Annotated in this window: 19 protein-coding genes; 11 read left to right on the plus strand and 8 right to left on the minus strand. The window is 72.9% G+C overall.

Annotated elements, in window-relative coordinates:
- Positions 1-194 precede the first annotated feature (194 nt).
- The 3 genes from AC5L36_RS17365 (at position 195) to AC5L36_RS17375 (ending at position 4,532) form a co-directional block, all read left to right on the plus strand.
- The gene (locus AC5L36_RS17365) at positions 195-3,263 is read left to right on the plus strand and encodes a discoidin domain-containing protein (RefSeq protein WP_441217199.1); all 3,069 of its coding nucleotides are present in this window, start codon (positions 195-197) and stop codon (positions 3,261-3,263) included.
- A 17-nt stretch (positions 3,264-3,280) separates the two neighbouring features.
- A complete protein-coding gene (locus AC5L36_RS17370; RefSeq protein WP_441217200.1) occupies positions 3,281-3,718 on the plus strand; it encodes a DUF1707 SHOCT-like domain-containing protein in 438 nt (145 codons plus the stop codon).
- 61 nt (positions 3,719-3,779) lie between these two features.
- Positions 3,780-4,532, plus strand: coding sequence for a M50 family metallopeptidase (locus AC5L36_RS17375; RefSeq protein ID WP_441217201.1), 753 nt, complete (start codon positions 3,780-3,782; stop codon positions 4,530-4,532).
- On the opposite strand, the gene AC5L36_RS17380 is transcribed toward AC5L36_RS17375, so the two are convergent.
- From AC5L36_RS17380 to AC5L36_RS17395, 4 genes are all read right to left on the minus strand, one after another.
- Positions 4,519-6,141, minus strand: coding sequence for an ABC-F family ATP-binding cassette domain-containing protein (locus AC5L36_RS17380; RefSeq protein ID WP_441217202.1), 1,623 nt, complete (start codon positions 6,139-6,141; stop codon positions 4,519-4,521). The two genes, AC5L36_RS17375 and AC5L36_RS17380, sit on opposite strands and share 14 nt — an antisense overlap.
- Positions 6,142-6,272: 131 nt before the next feature.
- Complete coding sequence (locus AC5L36_RS17385; protein ID WP_441217203.1) at positions 6,273-6,932, minus strand: ABC transporter permease; 660 nt, start codon at positions 6,930-6,932, stop codon at positions 6,273-6,275.
- On the minus strand, positions 6,929-8,272 hold the full coding sequence (locus AC5L36_RS17390) for a DUF1349 domain-containing protein (RefSeq protein ID WP_441217204.1): 1,344 nt from the start codon (positions 8,270-8,272) through the stop codon (positions 6,929-6,931). Before AC5L36_RS17390 ends, AC5L36_RS17385 begins: the two co-directional genes overlap by 4 nt.
- On the minus strand, positions 8,269-8,997 hold the full coding sequence (locus AC5L36_RS17395; protein WP_441217205.1) for an ABC transporter ATP-binding protein: 729 nt from the start codon (positions 8,995-8,997) through the stop codon (positions 8,269-8,271). The genes AC5L36_RS17390 and AC5L36_RS17395 overlap by 4 nt, the downstream gene beginning before the upstream one ends.
- A 92-nt stretch (positions 8,998-9,089) precedes the next feature.
- On the opposite strand from AC5L36_RS17395, the gene AC5L36_RS17400 reads away from it, so the two are divergent.
- The 4 genes from AC5L36_RS17400 (at position 9,090) to AC5L36_RS17415 (ending at position 12,292) form a co-directional block, all read left to right on the plus strand.
- On the plus strand, positions 9,090-10,253 hold the full coding sequence (locus tag AC5L36_RS17400; RefSeq protein ID WP_441217207.1) for a sensor histidine kinase: 1,164 nt from the start codon (positions 9,090-9,092) through the stop codon (positions 10,251-10,253).
- Between the two features lie 8 nt (positions 10,254-10,261).
- Entirely contained in the window at positions 10,262-10,918 is a 657-nt protein-coding gene (locus AC5L36_RS17405; RefSeq protein WP_441217718.1) for a response regulator transcription factor, read from the plus strand.
- Positions 10,919-11,019: 101 nt separating this feature from the next.
- The gene (locus AC5L36_RS17410) at positions 11,020-11,844 is read left to right on the plus strand and encodes a phosphatase PAP2 family protein (protein WP_441217720.1); all 825 of its coding nucleotides are present in this window, start codon (positions 11,020-11,022) and stop codon (positions 11,842-11,844) included.
- A 16-nt stretch (positions 11,845-11,860) separates the two neighbouring features.
- A complete protein-coding gene (locus AC5L36_RS17415; protein ID WP_441217209.1) occupies positions 11,861-12,292 on the plus strand; it encodes a bleomycin resistance family protein in 432 nt (143 codons plus the stop codon).
- A 74-nt stretch (positions 12,293-12,366) separates the two neighbouring features.
- Here AC5L36_RS17415 and AC5L36_RS17420 read toward each other — a convergent pair whose 3' ends face one another.
- A complete protein-coding gene (locus AC5L36_RS17420; RefSeq protein WP_441217210.1) occupies positions 12,367-12,771 on the minus strand; it encodes an SRPBCC family protein in 405 nt (134 codons plus the stop codon).
- Positions 12,772-12,776: 5 nt separating this feature from the next.
- Positions 12,777-13,691 carry an AraC family transcriptional regulator gene (locus AC5L36_RS17425; RefSeq protein ID WP_441217212.1) on the minus strand — a complete coding sequence of 305 codons (915 nt, stop codon included), beginning with the start codon at positions 13,689-13,691 and terminating at the stop codon, positions 12,777-12,779.
- A 457-nt stretch (positions 13,692-14,148) separates the two neighbouring features.
- Here AC5L36_RS17425 and AC5L36_RS17430 point away from each other — a divergent pair, with 457 nt between their 5' ends.
- The 3 genes from AC5L36_RS17430 to AC5L36_RS17440 all read left to right on the plus strand — a co-directional run bounded on the left by AC5L36_RS17430 (position 14,149) and on the right by AC5L36_RS17440 (position 16,703).
- A complete protein-coding gene (locus AC5L36_RS17430) occupies positions 14,149-15,000 on the plus strand; it encodes an oxidoreductase (RefSeq protein ID WP_441217214.1) in 852 nt (283 codons plus the stop codon).
- A 101-nt stretch (positions 15,001-15,101) separates the two neighbouring features.
- A complete protein-coding gene (locus AC5L36_RS17435; protein ID WP_441217216.1) occupies positions 15,102-15,833 on the plus strand; it encodes a methyltransferase in 732 nt (243 codons plus the stop codon).
- A 21-nt stretch (positions 15,834-15,854) separates the two neighbouring features.
- A complete protein-coding gene (locus AC5L36_RS17440) occupies positions 15,855-16,703 on the plus strand; it encodes a serine/threonine protein kinase (RefSeq protein ID WP_441217218.1) in 849 nt (282 codons plus the stop codon).
- Positions 16,704-16,807: 104 nt separating this feature from the next.
- Here AC5L36_RS17440 and AC5L36_RS17445 read toward each other — a convergent pair whose 3' ends face one another.
- Positions 16,808-17,257 carry a hypothetical protein gene (locus tag AC5L36_RS17445; RefSeq protein ID WP_441217220.1) on the minus strand — a complete coding sequence of 150 codons (450 nt, stop codon included), beginning with the start codon at positions 17,255-17,257 and terminating at the stop codon, positions 16,808-16,810.
- Positions 17,258-17,504: 247 nt separating this feature from the next.
- Entirely contained in the window at positions 17,505-18,050 is a 546-nt protein-coding gene (locus AC5L36_RS17450; protein WP_441217222.1) for a carboxymuconolactone decarboxylase family protein, read from the minus strand.
- Between the two features lie 106 nt (positions 18,051-18,156).
- On the opposite strand from AC5L36_RS17450, the gene AC5L36_RS17455 reads away from it, so the two are divergent.
- The gene (locus AC5L36_RS17455; protein WP_441217223.1) at positions 18,157-19,293 is read left to right on the plus strand and encodes a M20 family metallopeptidase; all 1,137 of its coding nucleotides are present in this window, start codon (positions 18,157-18,159) and stop codon (positions 19,291-19,293) included.
- The last annotated feature ends 14 nt before the right edge of the window (positions 19,294-19,307 follow it).

Raw genomic sequence — 19,307 nt, forward strand, 5'->3', positions numbered from 1 at the left:
TGCACAGAACCTATGCACAAGTCTTATGCACATGTTCTGTGCACCGGGCGGGCCTTACGGAAATCCAGTCCTTGACGCGTGGAGGGATGTCGATGACCCTGATTCTCAGAACCGCCTCTTCGGCGCTGTGGCGGCCCCTTCGCGGGTCCGCCACGGGCGGTGTGTCCCACCATCGCCCGACGCCTGGAGGTGTCATGTCGCAGTACCCCCATGCCCGTTCGCGCCGCACGCTCGCGGCCGCCCTGACCGTGGTCCTGGCCGGCCTGCTCGGCGCGGTCGCCGTCGCGCAGGGCCCGGCGGACGCGGCCGGCCCGCTGATCTCGCAGGGCCGGCCGGCCACCGCGTCGTCCGCCGAGGGTGCCGGCCTCGCCGCGCCGTTCGCGGTCGACGGCGACCCGGGCACCCGCTGGTCCAGCCAGTTCGGCGATCCACAGTGGATCCAGGTGGACCTCGGCCAGACCGCCGGCATCGACCAGGTCGTCCTCGCCTGGGAGGCGGCGTACGCGACCGGGTTCCGCGTCGAGACGTCGACCGACGGCACGAGCTGGACCCAGATCTACGCCACCACCACCGGCACCGGCGGCACGCAGACCCTCGCGGTCAACGGCTCCGGCCGGTACGTGCGCGTGTACGGCACCGCGCGCGCGACCGGTTGGGGCTACTCGCTGTGGGAGTTCCAGGTGTACGGGACGGCCGGCCCGTCCACCGGGACACCCATCTCCGAGTTCAAGAACGTCACGGCGTCCTCGTGGGAGGGCGGCAACGCACCGGCCGCGGCGCTTGACGGCCGCACCACCACCCGGTGGTCCAGCCAGTTCAGCGATCCACAGTGGATCCAAGTGGACCTGGGCGGGGCGGCCACCATCACCGGCGTGACGCTCGTCTGGGAGTCCGCGTACGCGACCGCGTACCGGATCGAGACCTCGACCAACGGCACCACCTGGACCCAGGTATACGCCACGACCGCCGGGCGGGGCGGCACCGAGCGGCCGGCCGTTTCCGGCGCAGGGCGCTACATCCGGCTGACCGGTACGGCACGGGCGACCGGCTACGGGTACTCGCTGTGGGAGTTCCAGGTCTTCGGTGCGGTCGACACGCAGGCGACTACGCCGCCGATGCTCTCCGGCCCGACCCGGCCGCCGGCGACCACCGGGCAGTTCGCGCTCAGCGCGCCGGCCAACGGGGCGATGGTCACGAACACCCGCCGGCCGCCGCTGTCCTGGGCCGCCGTCGGCGGTGCCGCCCGATACCAGGTGTGGCTCAACGTCAGCCGGACCGACTACGACTTCGCCGCGTCCGGCAACCTCGTCGACCTGTACACGAAGGTCGCCGAGCCCACCGGCACCAGTTACACACCGACCTGGGACATCGCCGACCGGTGGACCTACAAGTGGTACGTGGTCGCGGTCAACGGCTCCGGCGGCACCGTCGCCACGTCGAACATCCGCCAGTTCAGCCTCTACGTGCCCACGCTGGAGGCGGTCGCCGACGGCGTCGGGATCGTGAGCGGCGCGCGTGACCTCAACCGCGACGGCGCCATCCAGCCGTACGAGGACTGGCGGCTGCCGGTCGAGTCGCGGGTCAGCGACCTGCTCGGGCGGATGACGCTGGAGGAGAAGGCCTACCAGATGTTCTACAACGCGCAGGCCTTCGCCCAGTCGGGTTGGCACTTCGGGCCGGCCGACGCGGCCGACCTGCACGCCAACCTGCTGCGGGCGAGCGGCACCCGGCTGGGCATCCCGTTCGTCTCGGCGGGCGACACCATCCACGGGTACAAGACGGCCTACCCGACGCAGAGCGCGCTCGCCGCGGGGCGCGACTACCCGCTCGACTACAAGCTCGGCGACATGCAGCGGCGCGAGCAGCTCGAAGTGGGCACCCGCGGCGTGCTCGGCCCGCTCGCCGAGGTGGGCACGAAGGTGCTGTACCCGCGGATCCAGGAAGGGAACGGGGAGAGCGCCGAGGTCGCGGCCGCGCAGGTGCGGGCGCTCGTGGCCGGCCTTCAGGGCGGCCCGGAGCTCAACCCGGCGTCGGTGCTCGCCACGGTCAAGCACTGGCCCGGCGAGGGTGCGGGCGGCGAGGCGCTGATCGTGTACGACGCCGTCACCATCAAGTACCACATGATCCCGTTCCGGGCCGCGATCGAGGCCGGTGCGGTCAACATCATGCCCGGCTACGCGGGCAGCTCCTACCTCGACCCGGGCGGCCCGGGGGCCGGCGACAGCGCGCCGATCCTCGCCTACCTGCGGCAAAACCTCGGCTACACCGGCCTCATCACCACCGACTGGCTCCCGTCCGGCTCGTGGGTCGGCGCCGCGCGCGCCGGCTCGGACGTGATGGGCGGCGCCGACCCGGGCGCGCCCGGGTACAGCATCGGCACGTTCACGGCGGGCGTGCCGGCGGCCAGGATCGACGACGCGGTGCGCCGGGTGCTGCGGCTGAAGTTCCAGCTCGGCATCTTCGAAAACCCTTACGGCGACCCGGTCAACGGCCCGTACCGCCTCCACACGCCGCAGTACACGAGCCTCGCCAACCAGGCGGCGCGGGAGTCGATGACGTTGCTGCGCAACAACGGCGTGCTGCCGGTACGCCTCAACGCCGGCGACAACATCGTGGTGGCCGGGCCCCGCGCCACCGACTCCGGCGCCTGCTGCATATGGACGAGCTACTTCCACCAGGAGTACGGCTCGCAGAACATCCTCGAGGCGATCCGCGCGCGGGCGGCGCGGGCCGGCGTCAACGTGTACCAGGACACCGGTCCGTCGCCGAAGCTGGCGGTGGTGGCCGTCGGCGAGGGTTCGTACACCCACGCCACGAGCTGGGTGAAGGAACAGCCGTACCTGCCGGCCGACCAGCTCGCCGTCATCCAGGGCTTCCAGCGGCAGGGCATCCCGGTCGTCGTGCTCCTCGTGATGCCGCGCCCGTACGTCATCACCGAGTGGCACGAGCTGGCCGGCGCGGTGGTCGTCACCTACCGCGGCGGCGAGGAGATGGGACCGGCCGCGGCCGGGCTGCTCTTCGGCGACTACCAGCCGCGCGGCAAGCTGCCGTGGCAGCTGCCGCGCACCCTCGACCAGGTGCTGCGGCCGGGCGGCGGTGACGTGCTCGCCGACGCCAACGAGCAGTGGGACCTGCCGTACGACCTCGGCGCCACCGCCGCCCAGCGCAACGAGATCCGCGCGCGGATCGACGCCGGGCAGCCGGTGCCGACCGGCTACGGCAATCCCCTGTACCCGTTCGGTGCCGGCATGACCGGCTTCTGAGCGTCTACTGTGGTGTCGTGAGCGATCTCCAGGAGACTCCGGCGGCCCGGCTCGCGTTGCGCGTCGGGACGCCGGAGTTCGCCGCCGCGCAGGAGGCGCTGGCCGAGCACGTCGCACAGAAGCGGATCGACTCCGCGGAGTACGAGCGGCGGATGGAGCTGATCAAGGCGACCACCACGCAGGGCGAGCTGCTGCGGATCTTCGCCGACCTGCCGGAGCCGCATCCCGACCTGCCCGGCCTTCCTCCGCCGCTGCCGCTGCGCAAGGGTTCAAACCCCGACGACCTCCCCCTCTACGGCGTCGCCTGCCTCCTCGCGATGCTGCTCGGCGTCCCGGTCGCGATCGTGCTCGGCGCGGTCAACGGCTGGTGGTGGACGCTCGCGGTCCCGGTGGTGTTCTGCGTGCTGGTGGTCACCGCCATCGCGATCGTCGAGGGTCTCCGCAGCCGCCGCTGACGGAACAGCTGGAACGCTCGGGCGAGACGATTCCGGCTGGCCTCTTCGTAGCGTGTGGACGGTGCGGGCCACCCTCCCCCTCGCCGCCGCGTACGAGCCGCCGTCGGCGGCGGTCGTCGTGCTGGCCGGCATCCTCGCACTGCTGATCACCACGGTCGGCTGGCCGACACTCCGCCACATCATCGCCATGGCCCACCTGGGCGGCTACGCCACCGCCGCGTCGTTCGTCGGCAAGGTCACGGGCGTGGAGCTCACTCGTGGGCGCGCCCTGCTCAAGTACGAGCACCCCGGCAGTTGGCTCGCCAAGTTCGCGGTCGCCTGGTCGGGCTACACCGGGCCACCCGCCTTCGGCCTGCTGGGCAGCTTCCTGCTCGTGAAGGGACAGGTGGAGGCCGTCCTGTGGGTCAGCCTCGTCCTGCTCTTCCTCCTGCTGCTCAGCGTCGCCAACTGGTTCGGCCGGATCGCGGTGATCCTCACCGGCGTCGCCCTGTGGGCCGTCGCCCGGTACGCGCCGGACGGCCTGCGGGAGCTGTTCGCCGTGACCTGGGTCTGGTTCCTGCTCATCGGCGGCGTCGTGAACACCGTCGACCTGCGCCGGATCAGGCGCGCCATGAAGGCGGACAAGAAGCCGGACAAGAAATCCGACGTCGTCAAGCTCTGGCAGCTCGCCTGGATCCCGCCGCCGATCGGTGTGGCGCTCTTCTGGCTGCTCTCCGTCGCCGCGCTGGTCGTCGGCGCCGGCGTCATGCTCGGCCTGGTCGAGATGCCGTCCGCGCCGGCGGCGCCGGCCGCACCGACCGCTACGCCGACCTGACCCCGTCCAGCGCGAGCTGCCGCCCGGGCCACCGCGCCCGCAGCCAGCGGTCGTGGCTCGCGACGACCACCGCTCCCGGGCCGGTCCCCAACGCCTCCTCCAGCTCGTCGCAGAGCCGCGGCGACAGGTGGTTCGTCGGCTCGTCGAGCAGGAGCAGCTCCGGCGGATCGGCCACCAGCAGCGCCAAGGCCAACCGCCGCCGCTGCCCGACCGACAGCTCACCCACCGGCCGCGCGGCGTCGCGCGGGGTCAACAAACCCAAAGACCGCAGGGGTACCGCCTCCGCGCGCTCCGGACCCAGCTCCAGCTCGTACGTGTCGTGCGCGGTGCGGTCCGGCCGGTCGAACACCGTGTCCTGGGTCAGCAGCCCCACCCGCAGCCCGCGCCGCCGCCGTACTTCGCCCGTTCCGTGGAGCGTCCCGGCGAGCACGGCGAGCAATGTGGACTTTCCGGTGCCGTTGGCGCCGGTGACCAGCAGCCGGTCGTCGGCGGGCAGGTCGAGGCGGTCGAGGCTGAGCCGGCCGGGCACGCGCAGGTCGCGCACCGACACCAGCAAACCCTCGGCGCCACCGGTGACCAATGTGGACACCCGGAACCGCAACGGCTCGGGCGGCTTGCGCACCTGGTCGCGTTCGAGCTCGTGGAGGCGGCGGGTGGCGTTGCGCACGCGGCGGGAGACCTGCTGCTCGACCCGGTTGCCGATCATGCCGTACGACATCTTGTTCTTGTCCTTCGGCGGCCGCGCGTACCCCACCCGGTGCGCGGTGACGGTGACCGCGTGCCGCAGCTCGCCGAGCTCCTCCTGCTCCTCGGCGAAGCGGCGCTGCCAGCGTTCCCGCTCGGCGCGCTTCTCCGCCTGGTAGGCCGTGTAGCCGCCGCCGTACCGGGTCGGGCCGTCCACGGCCGGGTCGAGGTCGACCAGGTCGGTGCAGACCGCGTCGAGCAGCGTGCGGTCGTGGCTGGCGAGCACGACGACGCCGGGCAGGCCCCGCAGCTGCTCCTCCAGAAACGCGGCCGCCGCGTCGTCGAGATGGTTGGTCGGCTCATCGAGCAGCAGCGCCGACGGCCGCCGGATCAGCAGCGCCGCGAGCGCGAGGCGCCCGCGTTGCCCACCGGAGATCGAGCCGAGCGTGCGGTCGTAGGCGATGTCGCCCACGCCCAGCCCGGCCAGCATCAGCCCGGCACGGCGGTCGGCGTCCCAGGCGTCGGTCTCCTGCGCCCGGTCGAGCGTCTCGCCGTACTCCCTGAGCAGGTCGCCGTCGCCGGCGCCGGCCGGTTCGGTCGCGAGCGCGGCGGTGAGCCGGTCGAGCGCGGCCAGCACCTCGCGCGCGTCACGCAGCGCGTCGTCGACCACGTCACGCACGGTCGCGCCGAGGTCGAACGGCATCTCCTGGTGCAGGTAGCCGAGGTCCGGCGGGCGCACGACGCTGCCCCCGTCCGGCTCGTCCACGCCGGCGAGGATGCGCAGGAGGGTGGTCTTGCCCGTACCGTTCTCGCCGATCAGCCCGATGCGGTGACCGGGCGCGGCGACGAGCGAGACGCCGTCGAGCACCCGGCGCGCACCGAACGTGCGGACGAGATCATGGGCGACAAGGGGATGACGTGACACAGGACACCACCGCGGGATAGACGCTGCCGCCCGCCGGGCAGTGCCTCGGACGCGGGCGCGTGGGGTGCCTGTGGATCACATCGCCGTCCACGGTAACCACCGCGCCGCGACCCCGCAAACGATTAACCGAATCATCTCGGCGCCGCGTCGCGGCGGACGAACGTCAGCGCGCCGGCCGCCAGCGCGGCCGCCGTCCAGCCGGCCAGGGCAGCCAGGCCGGCCCGCGGGTTGCCGGGGGCGGCGCGCTCGATCCAGGTCCGCCAGCGCTCGTCGGTCACGAACTGGGTCGCGATCGGCGCGAGGTAGAGCAGCCCCAGCACCGTGCTGAGGGCGGCCGCCGTCCGCTGGAGGGTCGCCGCCACGCCGAGCGCGAGCAGAGCGATCAGCACGAGGTACGCGACGGTGCCCAGACCCGCCCGGAGCGTGCGCCCGTCCAGGTCGGGGCCCGCCACGGTCGAGGCGGCCACCGCGACGAGTGCCGCCGGCAGGACCGCGGCGGTCACGGCCAGTGCCTTCGCGGTGAACGCCACCGCGCGGGCCGGGATCGCCGTCAGCGTCGTGGCACGGCACTCCCCCGCCGCGGCCAGGACCGCCAGCGCCACCACCGCGAGCTGGCCGAGGTAGACGCCGGTAAGGCCGAGGCGGGCCGCGTCGCAGTCGGTCTCGCAGGAGGCGCGGACGGCCGTGCCCAGCCCCGCCGTCGCGACCACCGTGACCAGCGGGAGCCAGGCCGTGGCGGGCAGCGTGCGGAGCTTCGTCCACTCGGCGTGGCACGCGCGGGCGAGCCTCACGCGTCCCTCCGCCGCAGCAGCAGGTAGGCGACGGCGAGCGCGGCCGCCGCGTACCCGGCCAGCACGGCGAGGCCGGTCCACGGGCGTCCCGCCCACGGGAGCAGGAACACGTCGTCGGTCTCCCGCACCTGCTGCACCGACAAGCCGGCGACCGGGCTCAGCCGCTGGACCCACATCCCCGTGCCGGCCGGCAGCAGCGGGGTGACCGCGGCCGGCACCAGCAGGACCGTGGCCACGGCGGCGATGGCGGCCGCGCCGCGCCGCAGGATCGCGCCCAGGCCGAGGCTCAGCAGCGCGACGAGTGCCACCGCGGCGGCCGTGCCGGCCACGACCCGCAGCACCCGCGGGTCGCCGAGCGACGGGTCGGGGTAGGTGGGCGGGCGGTACCCGTTGCGCCGCAGCAGCGGCTGGGCGAGCAGCAATGCGCCGGCGGTGGCGACGAGCGCGGCCACGAAGCAGGCACCGCCGGCGACCACGGCCTTGGCGGCGAGCACCGGCCCGCGCCGAGGGCTGGCGGCGAACGTGGTGCGCACCATGTGCCGGCGGTACTCGGCGGTCATCACCAGCGCGCCCAGCGCCACCAGCGGCAGCATCCCGGCGAACGTCCCGGCCGTGGCCGCCACCACCCGGCTGCCGTCGTCGGCCTGGGCGACGATGTCACCTGGCTGAGCGGTGACGGCGTAGGTTTCCGCCGTGTCCATCGTGGACTGGCCACCGGGGACACCCACGTCCGTGCCGACCCAGGCGCCGCCCAGGCTCACCGAGTCGAACACCGCCGTCGCGGGCCGGGTGGGCACGAGCACCGGCCGGGTGGCCACCGTGCGGGTGGCGCCCGGCGACGTGGCGAACAGTCCGATCTCGACAGTCGGCGCCAGGCCCGCCATCGGCACGCTGCCCACCGGCCGCCAGGCGTGGCCGTCCGCCGAGGCGTACCCGCTGACGGTGGCGCCGGTGCGGACCAGGCGCAACCAGGAGGCCGCCGCGCCGCCCGCGATGTCCACTGTGAAGTCTGCCTGCATCCGGGTGCCGTGGCCCGGCGTGACGAGCACCGCGGCGTAGCGGGCGCCCGGCACCGCGCGCTCCTTCACCATCAGCCCGGTCATCGCCCACGGGTGGCCGCCGGCCGGCGTGCGGACGCGCGCGGTGAGGGTACCGTCGCCGGAGAGCGGTTGGTGCACGAAGCGAAACTCGTCGACGTAGGCCGCGCGGCCGTAGGTCCCGGGGTTTCCCGCCGAGGCCAGCAGCGGGAGGGCGAGCATGACCGCGGCCGCCCCGAGCAGGCACCACACCAGGCCCGGCGCCGTACACAGCTTGGTGAGCTCCGACCGCAGCAGCCTCATGCCGCACCCGCCGTGTACTCGACAGAGCCGCTGGTCAGCGCCACGTAGGCGTCCTCCAGCGAGACGCCGCCGGCGGTCAGCGCCGCCACGCTCGTGTCGGCGAGCAGCCGACCCCGCCCGATCACCACGAGATGGTCGGCGGTGCCGGCGAGCTCGGCGAGCAGGTGGCTGGAGACGAACACCGCCCGCCCCTGCGCCGCCAGCCCGCGCAGCAGCCCGCGGATCCACCGCACGCCCTCGGGGTCGAGCCCGTTGACCGGCTCGTCGAACATCAGCACCGGCGGGTCGCCCAGCAGCGCCGCCGCGATGCCGAGCCGCTGCCGCATGCCGAGCGAGAACCCGCCGAAGCGCCGCCGCGCCACCGCCGCCAGCCCCACCAGCTCGAGCACCTCGTCGACGCGGGCCGGCGGGATGCCGTTCGCGTGGGCCATCCACAGTAGATGGTCGCGGGCCCGCCGGCCGGGGTCGGGCGAGCCGGCGTCGAGGAGCGCGCCGACGTGGCGCAGTGGCGCGCGCAGCTCGTGGTAGCGGCGGCCGCCGACCAGCGCGGCGCCGGCGTCCGGCCGGTCCAGCCCGAGGATCATCCGCATGGTGGTGGACTTGCCGGCGCCGTTCGGCCCCACGAAACCGGTGACCCGGCCCGCCGCGACGGTGAACGTGAGCCCGTCCACGGCGAGCGTCCGGCCGTACCGCTTGCGCAGCCCTTGGCATTCGATCGGTCCCATGTGCTCCATCGAAGCGGCGCCGCGGCGCCGGCGCGTGAGCCCAGGCCCGCATCCACAGCTGGGGGCTAGCCCTACCGCGTACGGTGTCGGGCATGAAGGGCAGGCTGCGCGGGCTCGGGTACGTGGTATCCGGCACGGTCACCGGCGTGCTCACGCTCGTGTGGCTGCCGCTCGCGCTGGTCCTCGGCCTCGGCTTCGGCGCCCCGCTGCTCACCGCGCCGCTCGTCGCCCTCGAACGCCGCCGGCTCGCCCTCCTCGGCGGTCCCTCGCTCCCCGACCCGCACCGCCGGCCCGACCGGCCCGGTGCGGTCGCCTGGCTGCGCGCCCGCCACGCCGAGCCGGTCACCTGGCGCGAGCTGGCCTACCTTGTGCTGCACGGCACGCTCCTGCTGCTGCTCGACGCGGCTGCCACGGCGCTCGCGTTCGCACCGCTGCTGCTGCTCGGCGCGGTGACGCTGCCACAGTCCGAAGGGGACACCGCGACGCTCGACGTGGTGGTCGCCGCCGCCGTCGCCACGCTCGCGGTCGTGGCCGTGCTCGCGGTCGCGCTCGCCGCCCTGTACACGGTGGGTCTGGTCGCCGCGGCGCACGGCGCGCTGGCGCGGCAGCTGCTCGGGCCCGGCGCGGAGGCCGCGGTCCGGACGTTGACACGGTCGCGGGCGCGGCTGGTGGACGCGTTCGAGGTGGAGCGGCGGCGGATCGAGCGGGACCTGCACGACGGCGCCCAGCAACGCCTCCTGGAGCTCGGCATGACGCTCGTCGCGGTCGAGCTGGAGCTCGACGAGGACCCGGAGGCGGCGCGCCCGCTCGTGCGCAAGGCCGCCGGCCAGGCCCGGTCCGCGCTGGCCGAGCTGCGGGAGCTGGTACGCGGCATCCACCCGCGGGTCCTCACCGACCTCGGCCTGGCGGCGGCGGTGGCCGACCTCGCCGAGCGGTCGGCGGCACCGGTGCGGGTGGCGCTCGACCTGCCGCGCCGGCCGCCGTCCACGGTGGAGTCGACGGCGTACTTCGTGGTCGCCGAGGCTCTCGCCAACGCCGCCCGCCACGCGCGGGCCGCCTCCGTGTCCGTGACCGGGCACCTGGAGGGCGACCGCCTCGTGGTGGAGGTACGCGACGACGGGGTGGGCGGCGCCGACCCGGCGCACGGCACCGGGCTGGCCGGGCTCGCCGACCGCACCGACGCGGTGGGCGGCACGCTCACGCTCGCCAGCCCGGCCGGCGGGCCGACCGTGCTGCGGGCGGAGCTGCCGTGGTGACCGCCGGGCTGCGCGTGGTCCTCGCCGACGACGCGGTGCTGCTCCGCGAGGGCCTGGTGGCGCTGCTCGCCCGCTTCGGCCACGAGGCGGTCGCGGTGGTCGGCGACGCGGACGGGCTGGCGCCGGCCGTGGCCGAGCACGGGCCGGACGTGGTGGTGACCGACGTGCGGATGCCGCCCACGTTCACCGACGAGGGGCTGCACGCCGCGATCACGCTGCGCCGCGACCACCCGCGGCTGCCGATCCTGGTGCTGAGCCAGTACGTGGCCACCGCGTACGCGGACACCATGCTCGCCGCGACCGACAGCGGCGGGATCGGTTACCTGCTCAAGGACAGAGTGCTGGAGGTGCGTGACTTCGTCGACGCGGTCGAGCGGGTCGCGGCCGGCGGTTGCGTGATCGACCCGGAAGTGGTCCGCCACCTGCTCGCCCGGCAGCGCAGCCCGCTGGCCCGCCTCACGCCCCGCGAGCGCGAGGTGCTGGGGCTGATGGCCGAGGGCCTCTCGAACACCGCCATCACCCGCCGCCTCACCGTCAGCGAGAAGGTGGTCGGAAAGCACATCAACGCGATCTTCACGAAACTCGACCTGCCGCCGTCCAACGCCGACGATCATCGACGGGTACGCGCTGTGCTGGCCTATCTCCGTGGTGGGATTGAAACGTGAGCGACTGGGGCAAAGATGGCGCCGTGACGGCGGTGCAGACGAGGGTCCGAGAAGGCCGGGTGACGGCCCCGGCCGCGTGGCTCGTGGTGTTGGGGCTGGCCATGGCCGCGGGCGTCGGCCTGTTGTGGCGCTTCTTCGTGCGCACCGAGCGGGGCCAGCTGCTCGACACCGTCGCTCTGGAGGGCAACGCCATCGGCCAGGACCGGGTCGACGGGCTGGCCAGCACCGTGCTCAACGCGGTGTCCTTCGGCTCGCTCGCGGTGGCGACCATCGTCGTCGCGGTGATCGCGCTGGCCCGCGGACGGGTGCTGCTCACGGTGGTGGTCACCGCGTTCGTGGCGACCGCCAACATCGTCACCCAGGTCATCAAGCAGGGCATCTACCGCCCGGACTTCGGCGTCGACCCGGAGCGGGTGACCGCCGGCAACAGCTTCCCCAGCGGCCACGCGACCGTCGCGATGTCCGTGGTCATCGCGCTCGTCCTGGTGGTACCACCGAAAGCGCGCGGCGTCGCGGCCGTCCTCGGCGCCCTCTACGCCACCACCGCGGGTGTGGCGACCATGTCGCTCGGCTGGCACCGTCCCAGCGACGTCGCCGGCGCGGTGCTCGTCGTCGGCGGGTGCGCCGCGCTCGCCTGCCTGCTGCTGGTGCTCGCGCACGGCCGGGACGCCCGCGTGAAGACCGACGACGCCCGCCCGCTCGCCGTCGCGCTGCTGATGATCGCCTCAGCCCTGCTGCTCGCGGTGTCCGCCGGCGCCCTCTGGTGGGTCGACGGCGTCGCCACCACCCCGGTCGACGAGCTCGGCCGCGGCACGCTGATGGCCGCCTACGGGGGCGCGGCCGCGGGCATCGCCGGCGTCGTCTCGGCGGTCACCGCCCTGACCCTGGCCGCCATGCACCGCGTGGTGCCCTGGCGCACCGGCTGACGCCTACGCTGCTGCCATGACGGCGCACGTGGTCAACCCGATCCTCAACGTGAGCGACTTCGCCGCGAGCGTGCGGTGGTTCGAGACGCTCGGCTGGGAGAAGGCGTGGGACTGGGGCGACCCGCCCACCTTCGGCGGCGTCCGCTCCGGCGCGTGCGAGATCTTCCTCTGCCTCGACGGCCAGGGCGGCCGCGGCCACGGCGGCGTGGCGGCGACCTTCGGCCCGGACGGCGACCAGACCGCGGACCGGGGCGCGTGGATGTCGATCTGGGTGGACGACGTCGACGCGCTGTACGAACGCTGCGTCGCCTCCGGCATCGAGGTCACCTGGCCGCCGACCGACATGCCGTGGGGCGTGCGCGAGATGCACGTCCGGCACCCGGACGGGCACGTCTTCCGGATGAGCCACGGCATCCACGACGACCACGAGCATCCGCACCCGCACTAGCCGGCTTCGCCGGCCCCGGGTGGGGCGGCGGCCGAAGGCCGCCGCCCCACCGGTGAAGGTTTGTGGCCACCGCGCTAACCGGCTTCGACCACCCGCTTGAAGGCGGTGAGCTGGCCGCCGTCGGCGCGCCGGATCGCCGCGCGCAGCAGTCCGGCGAACGGCCGCCACACCCCTCCGGCACGGCAGTCGGCGGTCAGGGTGACCCGCGTGCGGTCGCCGTCCGGCACGCAGGTGTATGTGTACGCGGCGGTCACGCCGCCCTGCGCGGAGTGCACCACCACCGTGCGCCCCGGCTCGACCACCTCGACCCGCCCGGTGCGGTCCCGCCCACGGGCCCGGAAGGTCAGCTCCGACCCGCTCACCCGCACACTGTCCACACCGGGCATCCAGGCGGGCGCGGCCGGCCAGTCGGTGAGGCGCGCCCACACCTCGGGCACGGGACGTTCGACGGTGGTGGAGGCGGTGAAGGCGGTGGTCACGGCGGTCAGCGTGCCCGGCCACCCCGGCTAGCGTATTGGACAGACTTCACATCGACGCCCGTCTCCGGCACGAACCCCGGCGCCGCCTGGTCGGGCGTGAAGGCGGCCCGCTGAGCGGCCACGTACCGGGAAGGGGTCACCCCGGTGTGGCGCCGGAAGTCCCGGATGAAGTGGCTCTGGTCGAACCAGCCGTACGCGGCCGCCAGCCCCGGCCAGTCGACCGTCCCGTAGACGTCGATCGCCGCGAGGAGCGCCCGCAGCCGCAGGATCCGCGACAGCACGCGCGGCGACAGCCCGACGACCGCCGTGAACTCCCGGTCGAGGTGCCCGTGCGACACGCCCAACTCGGCGGCCAGCCCCGCGATCGGCCGCAGCGGGTCCTCTTCGAGCGCGGCCACCGCCGCCGCACAACGCCGCACTGCCGGTCCCGGCTCGCCGGGCGCCAGCACGCTTTGGTACAGATCGAGCGCCGCCTCGGCTTTCTTCGCCTGGTCCACCTCGGTCGCCGCCTCCGCTGTCGGCGTTTTGGAGTCGGCGAGCAGCGCGCGGCGCAGGTCCGCGGCAGGCGGCCACGCCGCGAGCAGGTCGACGACCCGCCCCCGCACCGCCGCCGGCGCCACACCGAAGAGCGCCCGACACCCGACCGGCGTCGTCACCACCCCGACGCAGTACGTCTCACCGAGCGGCTCGTTGACCACCGGCCGATCGTGCGGCCCGAGCAGGAAGCCGCCGCGCGCCACGAAGCCCGCCCCGTCCCCGGCCACCAGCCGGATCGGGTCGCCGAGCACGACAACCGCGACGCTGGAGCCCGTCGGCGCGATCAGCTCGCGCCGGTAGTCGATCCGCCCGCGCGCGAACCAAACCGACTCCACCCACGGCGCGAGCGCCTCCGGCCGGCGCGCCACGTAGGTGAACTCCACGCCCCATCCTGGCATGCTGGGACGCCGTGACCAGCACCAGCGACCTGCCCGCACGGATCCACACCGCCTGCCGCCTTACCGGCGACTTCGTACTCCGCTCCGGCCGGATAGCAGGTGGAAGCGGACCCACCACCGCTCGACGAGGTGGCCAAACGCATGGCCGGTCTCGTGCCGGAAGGCACCGAGGTACTCGCCGGCCTGGAGATGGGCGGCATCGCGGTGGTCACCGCCTTGGGCCGGCACGTGGGTCTGCCGTGCGCGTTCGTACGCAAGGCCGCCACGCCATGCGGCACCCGAAGGTTGGCGGAGGGCGCCGCGGTGGCCGGGCGGCAGGCGTCCATAGCCGCGCTCTGTGGGGTTGTTGGTCGGACATGTGCCGCAGCGGCTGTGGCCCGTCGTGGACGTCGATACCCTGAGCACCTCGTCGGTCCCCGTGCGGCCAGCGAAGGGTGGGCATATGGGCAGGGTCGCCATTGTGACCGGTGCGTCCTCGGGGATCGGCGCGGCCGCTAGCCGATGGCTGCACGAGCGAGGGTTCCAGGTTTACGCGGCCGCCCGCCGGTTGGATCGGATGGCTCCGCTCGCTGCCCTTGGTATCCGTGTGGTCAGGGTGGACGTCACCCACGAGGACGACCTGGTGGCGCTGGTCGATCGGGTGGTCAGGGAGTCGGGCCGTATCGACGTGCTGGTAAACAACGCCGGATATGGATCCTTCGGCGCGCTCGAGGACGTGTCGTTGGACGAGGCCAGGCGGCAGTTCGATGTCAACCTCTTCGGCGTGGCCCGGCTGTGCCAGCTCGTGCTGCCCCATCTTCGGGTGCAGGGTTCCGGACGCATTATCAATGTTTCGTCGGTCGGCGCGCGGATGTACCAGCCGCTGGGTGGTTGGTACCACGCGACGAAGTACGCGGTCGAAGGCCTTAGCGACTGTCTACGGGTTGAGCTCAGGCCGTTCGGCATCGACGTGGTTTTGATTCGGCCCGGCGGCATCGCCACCGAGTTCCCTGGGGTCGCCGGCGATCGGTTGCTCGCCGTCTCCGGCAACGGCGCCTATGCCGAGTACGCCCGTCGGTACGCGGCCGCGCTGTTGTCGGAGGCTAAGGGCATCTCATCGCCCTCGGTCGTCGCCCGGGCGATCGGCCGGGCCGCTACGGTGCGGCGGCCGCGTGCTCGGTACGCGGTCGGGCGTGGTGCGAAAGCGGCGTTGCTCGCACGGTGGCTTCTGCCCGACCGTGCCTTCGATCGCGTGTTGGTGGGGCTGTTCAGCCTCATAGCCATCGTTGCCGCCCGGAGCGCCAAACGTGTCTGAGGCTCCGCTGCGGCCCTACGGTCGGGTCGCTGCCAAAGCTCATGAGGTCCTCGCGGTCATCGATGTGTAACTACACTTCGTTGGTGCCGACTTCGTACTGGATGCTGGTGTTTCTGGAGTTCGCGCTCGCCGTGGTCACCTTCGTCGCGCTGCGTTTCATAACCGCGCCGTACGGTCGCCACCTACGCGAGGGGTGGGGCGTTACCGTGCCGGCGCGGGCCGGCTGGCTGGTCATGGAGAGCGTCTCGTCGCTGTTGTTCGTGGTTGTCTTCTGGTCCGGGCCGAGGCGGACCGATCTGGTGGCGCTGGTGCTGTTCGCTATGTGGCAGAGCCACTATTTGTACCGCGCCTTTGTCTACCCGTTTCTGCTGCGGGGTGGAAGACGTATGCCGGTTGTGGTGGTCCTGCTCGCCATCGCGTTCAATGTGCTCAACGCCTCGATCAATGCCTACTGGATTGGCACGCTCGGGCAGTACCCGGTTGGTTGGTTGGCCGACCCGCGGTTTCTGATCGGCGTGGCGCTCTTCGCCAGTGGCCTGACGTTGCACGTGTGGGCCGACCGTAAACTCCGCCGCCTGCGGGCGTCCGCCGGCGATGGATACCACATTCCGTACGGCGGCGCGTACCGATGGGTCTCCTGCCCGAACTATCTCGGCGAGATAGTGGAATGGACCGGCTGGGCACTCGCCACCTGGTCACCCGCCGGACTCGCATTCGTGGTCTACACGGTGGCGAATCTCGCGCCCCGGGCCATAGACCACCATGCCTGGTACCACCAGCGGTTCCCCGAATACCCGGCGAAGCGGCGCGCTCTGATCCCGTACGTCATATGACGCTGAGCGATACTCGCGGCTGTGAAGGAAGGGCATCTGGCTCGCATGTTGAGTTTGGATTGGATCGACTGCGCCCCCGAAGAGCACCTCCGCGATGCCGGAGCGATCTTCGCGGTGTTTGACCACCAAGACTCTGGCAACGTGTCGTACGGCGTAGAGGTCGGCGGTGGACGGTACTTCGTCAAGACCGCCGGAAGCCCCGAACTCGACCTGCCGCATCTCACCCACGAGCAGCGGGTCAGGTTGCTGCGCAACGCGGCCCGAATCGGTCAGGCTTACCGGCATGCGGCCCTGCCGCTATTGAAACGCGTGATTGAGTCGCCGCACGGACCGATGCTGGTCTACGGCTGGGTTGATGGCGAGTTGCTCGGTGTCCCTCGCGATACCCGCGATGATCCGGCGTCGACGTTCTACAGGTTCCGGCACCTGCCGATCGAGCGCATCGTCGCCGCGCTCGACACCGTCGTCGACGTTCACGACCTGCTCGGCCGAGGCGGCGAGGTGGCCTGCGACTTCTACGACGGGTGCCTGCTCTACAACTTCACTACCCACCGCTTGTCTATTATGGACCTGGACAACTACCATTCTGGCCCGTTCCGTAACGAGATGGGTCGGATGTTTGGGTCTACCCGCTTTATGGCACCGGAGGAGTTCGTAAAAGGCGCGATGATCGACCAGCGGACCTCCGTATTCACACTCGGGCGTACAGTGCTGGTTCTGCTCGGTGACGGCACGATGAACCGGGAGGCGTTCCGCGGTCCTGACAGGCTCTGGAGCGTCGCGATGCGAGCATGCGAAACCGAGCCCGAACGGCGTCATAGCAGCCTGGCGGAGTTCTGCGCGGACTGGCACACGACCAGGTCGACGTAACGCGTCACCGGGTGACCGCGCGATGATGCTGACAGTTGGCCGCAGCGGGCCGATCCTCTCCGGCATGATCCCAATGATGATCCGCCGGCCGGGCCGCCCCGGGATCAGTTCACGTCGACGGTCACCCGCCAGGGCAGCACCGGCGCGCCGCACGGGATCTCGGGCGGGCAGAAGTCCCGGTACGAGGCCAGGCCGCCGCGGCCGGGCCGGGTAGCGCGGTATGCGGCTGCGGTCGTGCCGGGTGGTGGGGGCGCCGGCAGCGGCAGTGCGACCAGGACGTCGCCGCTGGCTTGGACTGGGGTCCACCAGTTGTGCGGGTTGGGGTATCGCACCGGGTCGACGGAGAGCGTGACGTACAGCCGTTGCCACCGTTGCAGGCAGATGGTGCGCCCGTTGTCGGCGTGTCCGAGCTGGATCGGCCGGCCGGTCGCATCGGTGGGCGCGCAGCCGGTCGGCGCCACCGGGTCGGCGGGAGCCGCCGAGCCGGCCGACGCCGGGGCGGCGGCCAGGGACGCGGCGACGACCACGGCGGTGAAAAGGGTTTTCGCGCGCACGAAACCTCCTCCAGTGGAACGATCAACATATCGATCGGAGTCTACCTTTTGGGTGCGCCGGAGGGAGAGGATCGAACAGCGGAGCGTTGTCGCGTCCGGGGTTGGCCGCCCTGCCCCCGTCGGCAGACGACCACCGCCGCGTGCTGGCCGTCCTCGCCTACCTGGGGCCGTTGGCCGGCTTCGCCGGCCCGGGCGAGGGCCGGCCGAGGCCACCACTCACCACCGGTGAAGGTTTGCGGCCACCGCGCTAGGGGGCGCCGTAGCCGCGCTCGACGATCCTGCGGGCGCTCATCTCGTACATGGCCGGGTCGGCCGGCACGAGCGTGGCGAGCCCGTCGACGTAGCGGTTGTACATGCAGAAGGCGGCGGCGATCAGCACCGTGTCGTGGATCTCCACGTCGGTGGCGCCCTCGTCGCGGGCGGCCGCCACGAGCTCGGCGGTCACCGCGCGCCCGTCGACCCGCACGGCCGCCGCGATGCGCAGCAGGGCGCGCAGCTTGGCCGAGATGGGCGCGCTCTCCGGGTCGGACACGACCTGGTCGACCACCTTCATGCCGCCGTCGAGCTGGGCCGCCGCGAACGCGGAGTGCGAGTCGCGGCAGAACGCGCACTCGTTGCCGCCCGAGACGTACGCGGCGATCAGCTCCCGCTCGCCCCGCGACAGCGTGTGCGGCCCGCGCAGCAGCACCTCGGCCAGCTCGTTGAGCGGCTTGGCGGTCTCCGGCCGGAACCGCATCGGCCCGCTGATGCCCGGAAACAGCTGCTCGTCGACGCCGAGATCGATGTGTGCCACGCCCGCCAATGTAGACGAGGGACGCCGCCGGCGAAATACGCGGATGTGCGGTATGACGGCACTTTCCGCGAAGGCGTCGAGCGGCGGCGGGTGCGATCGTCGATGCGTGGACGGTGAACGGGGCACCGCGATGGTGCGGGCGGCGCGGGACGGCGCCGAGGCGATGGTCCTACGGCTGCGCGAGCTGGTCCGGCACGAGTCGCCACCTGGCTCGCCACCACACCTGACCGCCTGCGCCGACCTGCTCGCCGGCTGGGGCGAGGCCGCGCTGGGCCGCCCAGCCCAGCGCGTGACGCGCGACGGGCTCCCGCATCTACTGTGGACGGCGCCGGACCAGCGGGTGCTGCTGCTCGGCCACTTCGACACGGTGTGGCCGGCGGGCACGCTGGCGTCGTGGCCGTTCGCGGTGCGCGACGGCCTCGCGACCGGGCCCGGCGTCTGCGACATGAAGGCGGGCATCGTGCAGATGTTCGCCGCCCTGGAGCTGCTCGGCGGCACCTCGCGCGTCGGCGTGCTGCTCACCTGCGACGAGGAGACCGGCTCGGCCACCTCCCGCGCGTTGATCGAGGAGCAGGCCCGCCGCTCCGGCGCCGTGCTGGTGTGCGAGCCGAGCACGCCGGACGGGCTGCTGAAGGTGGCCCGCAAGGGCGGCTCGGCGTACCGGCTCGTGGCCCGTGGCCGGGCCGCGCACGCCGGCGTCGAGCCCCAGCGCGGCGTCAACGCCACCGTCGAGATCGCCCACCAGGTACTCGCCCTGCCCGCGCTGGCCTCACCCACGGCGGGCACGACCGTGACGCCGACGCTGCTGGCCGGCGGGACCACGACCAACACCGTGCCGGAGCGGGCCACCCTCGCCGTGGACGTGCGCGCCTGGACCCCCGCCGAGCTCGACCGGGTCGACCGCGAGCTGCGCGCGCTGCGGCCGCACGTGCGCGGCGCCAAGCTCGTCCTGGAGGGCGGCGTCAACCGGTACCCGATGACCCCGGACGTCGCCCGCCCGTTGCTGGAGGTGGCCGCGGCGGCCGCGAAGGATCTGGGCCTGCCCCCGGTCGAGGGCGCGTACGCGCCCGGTGCCTCGGACGCCAACTTCACCGCGGCGCTCGGTGTGCCAACTTTGGACGGTCTCGGCGCGGTCGGCGGCGGCGCGCACGCCCGCGGCGAGTACATCGAGGTGCGCCACCTGCCGGAACGCGCCGCGCTGCTGGCCGCCGTCATGGAGAGCCTGCTCGCCACGGCCCGTTAGCGACCCGCTACTGT

Source organism: Phytohabitans sp. LZ39, from assembly GCF_059359075.1.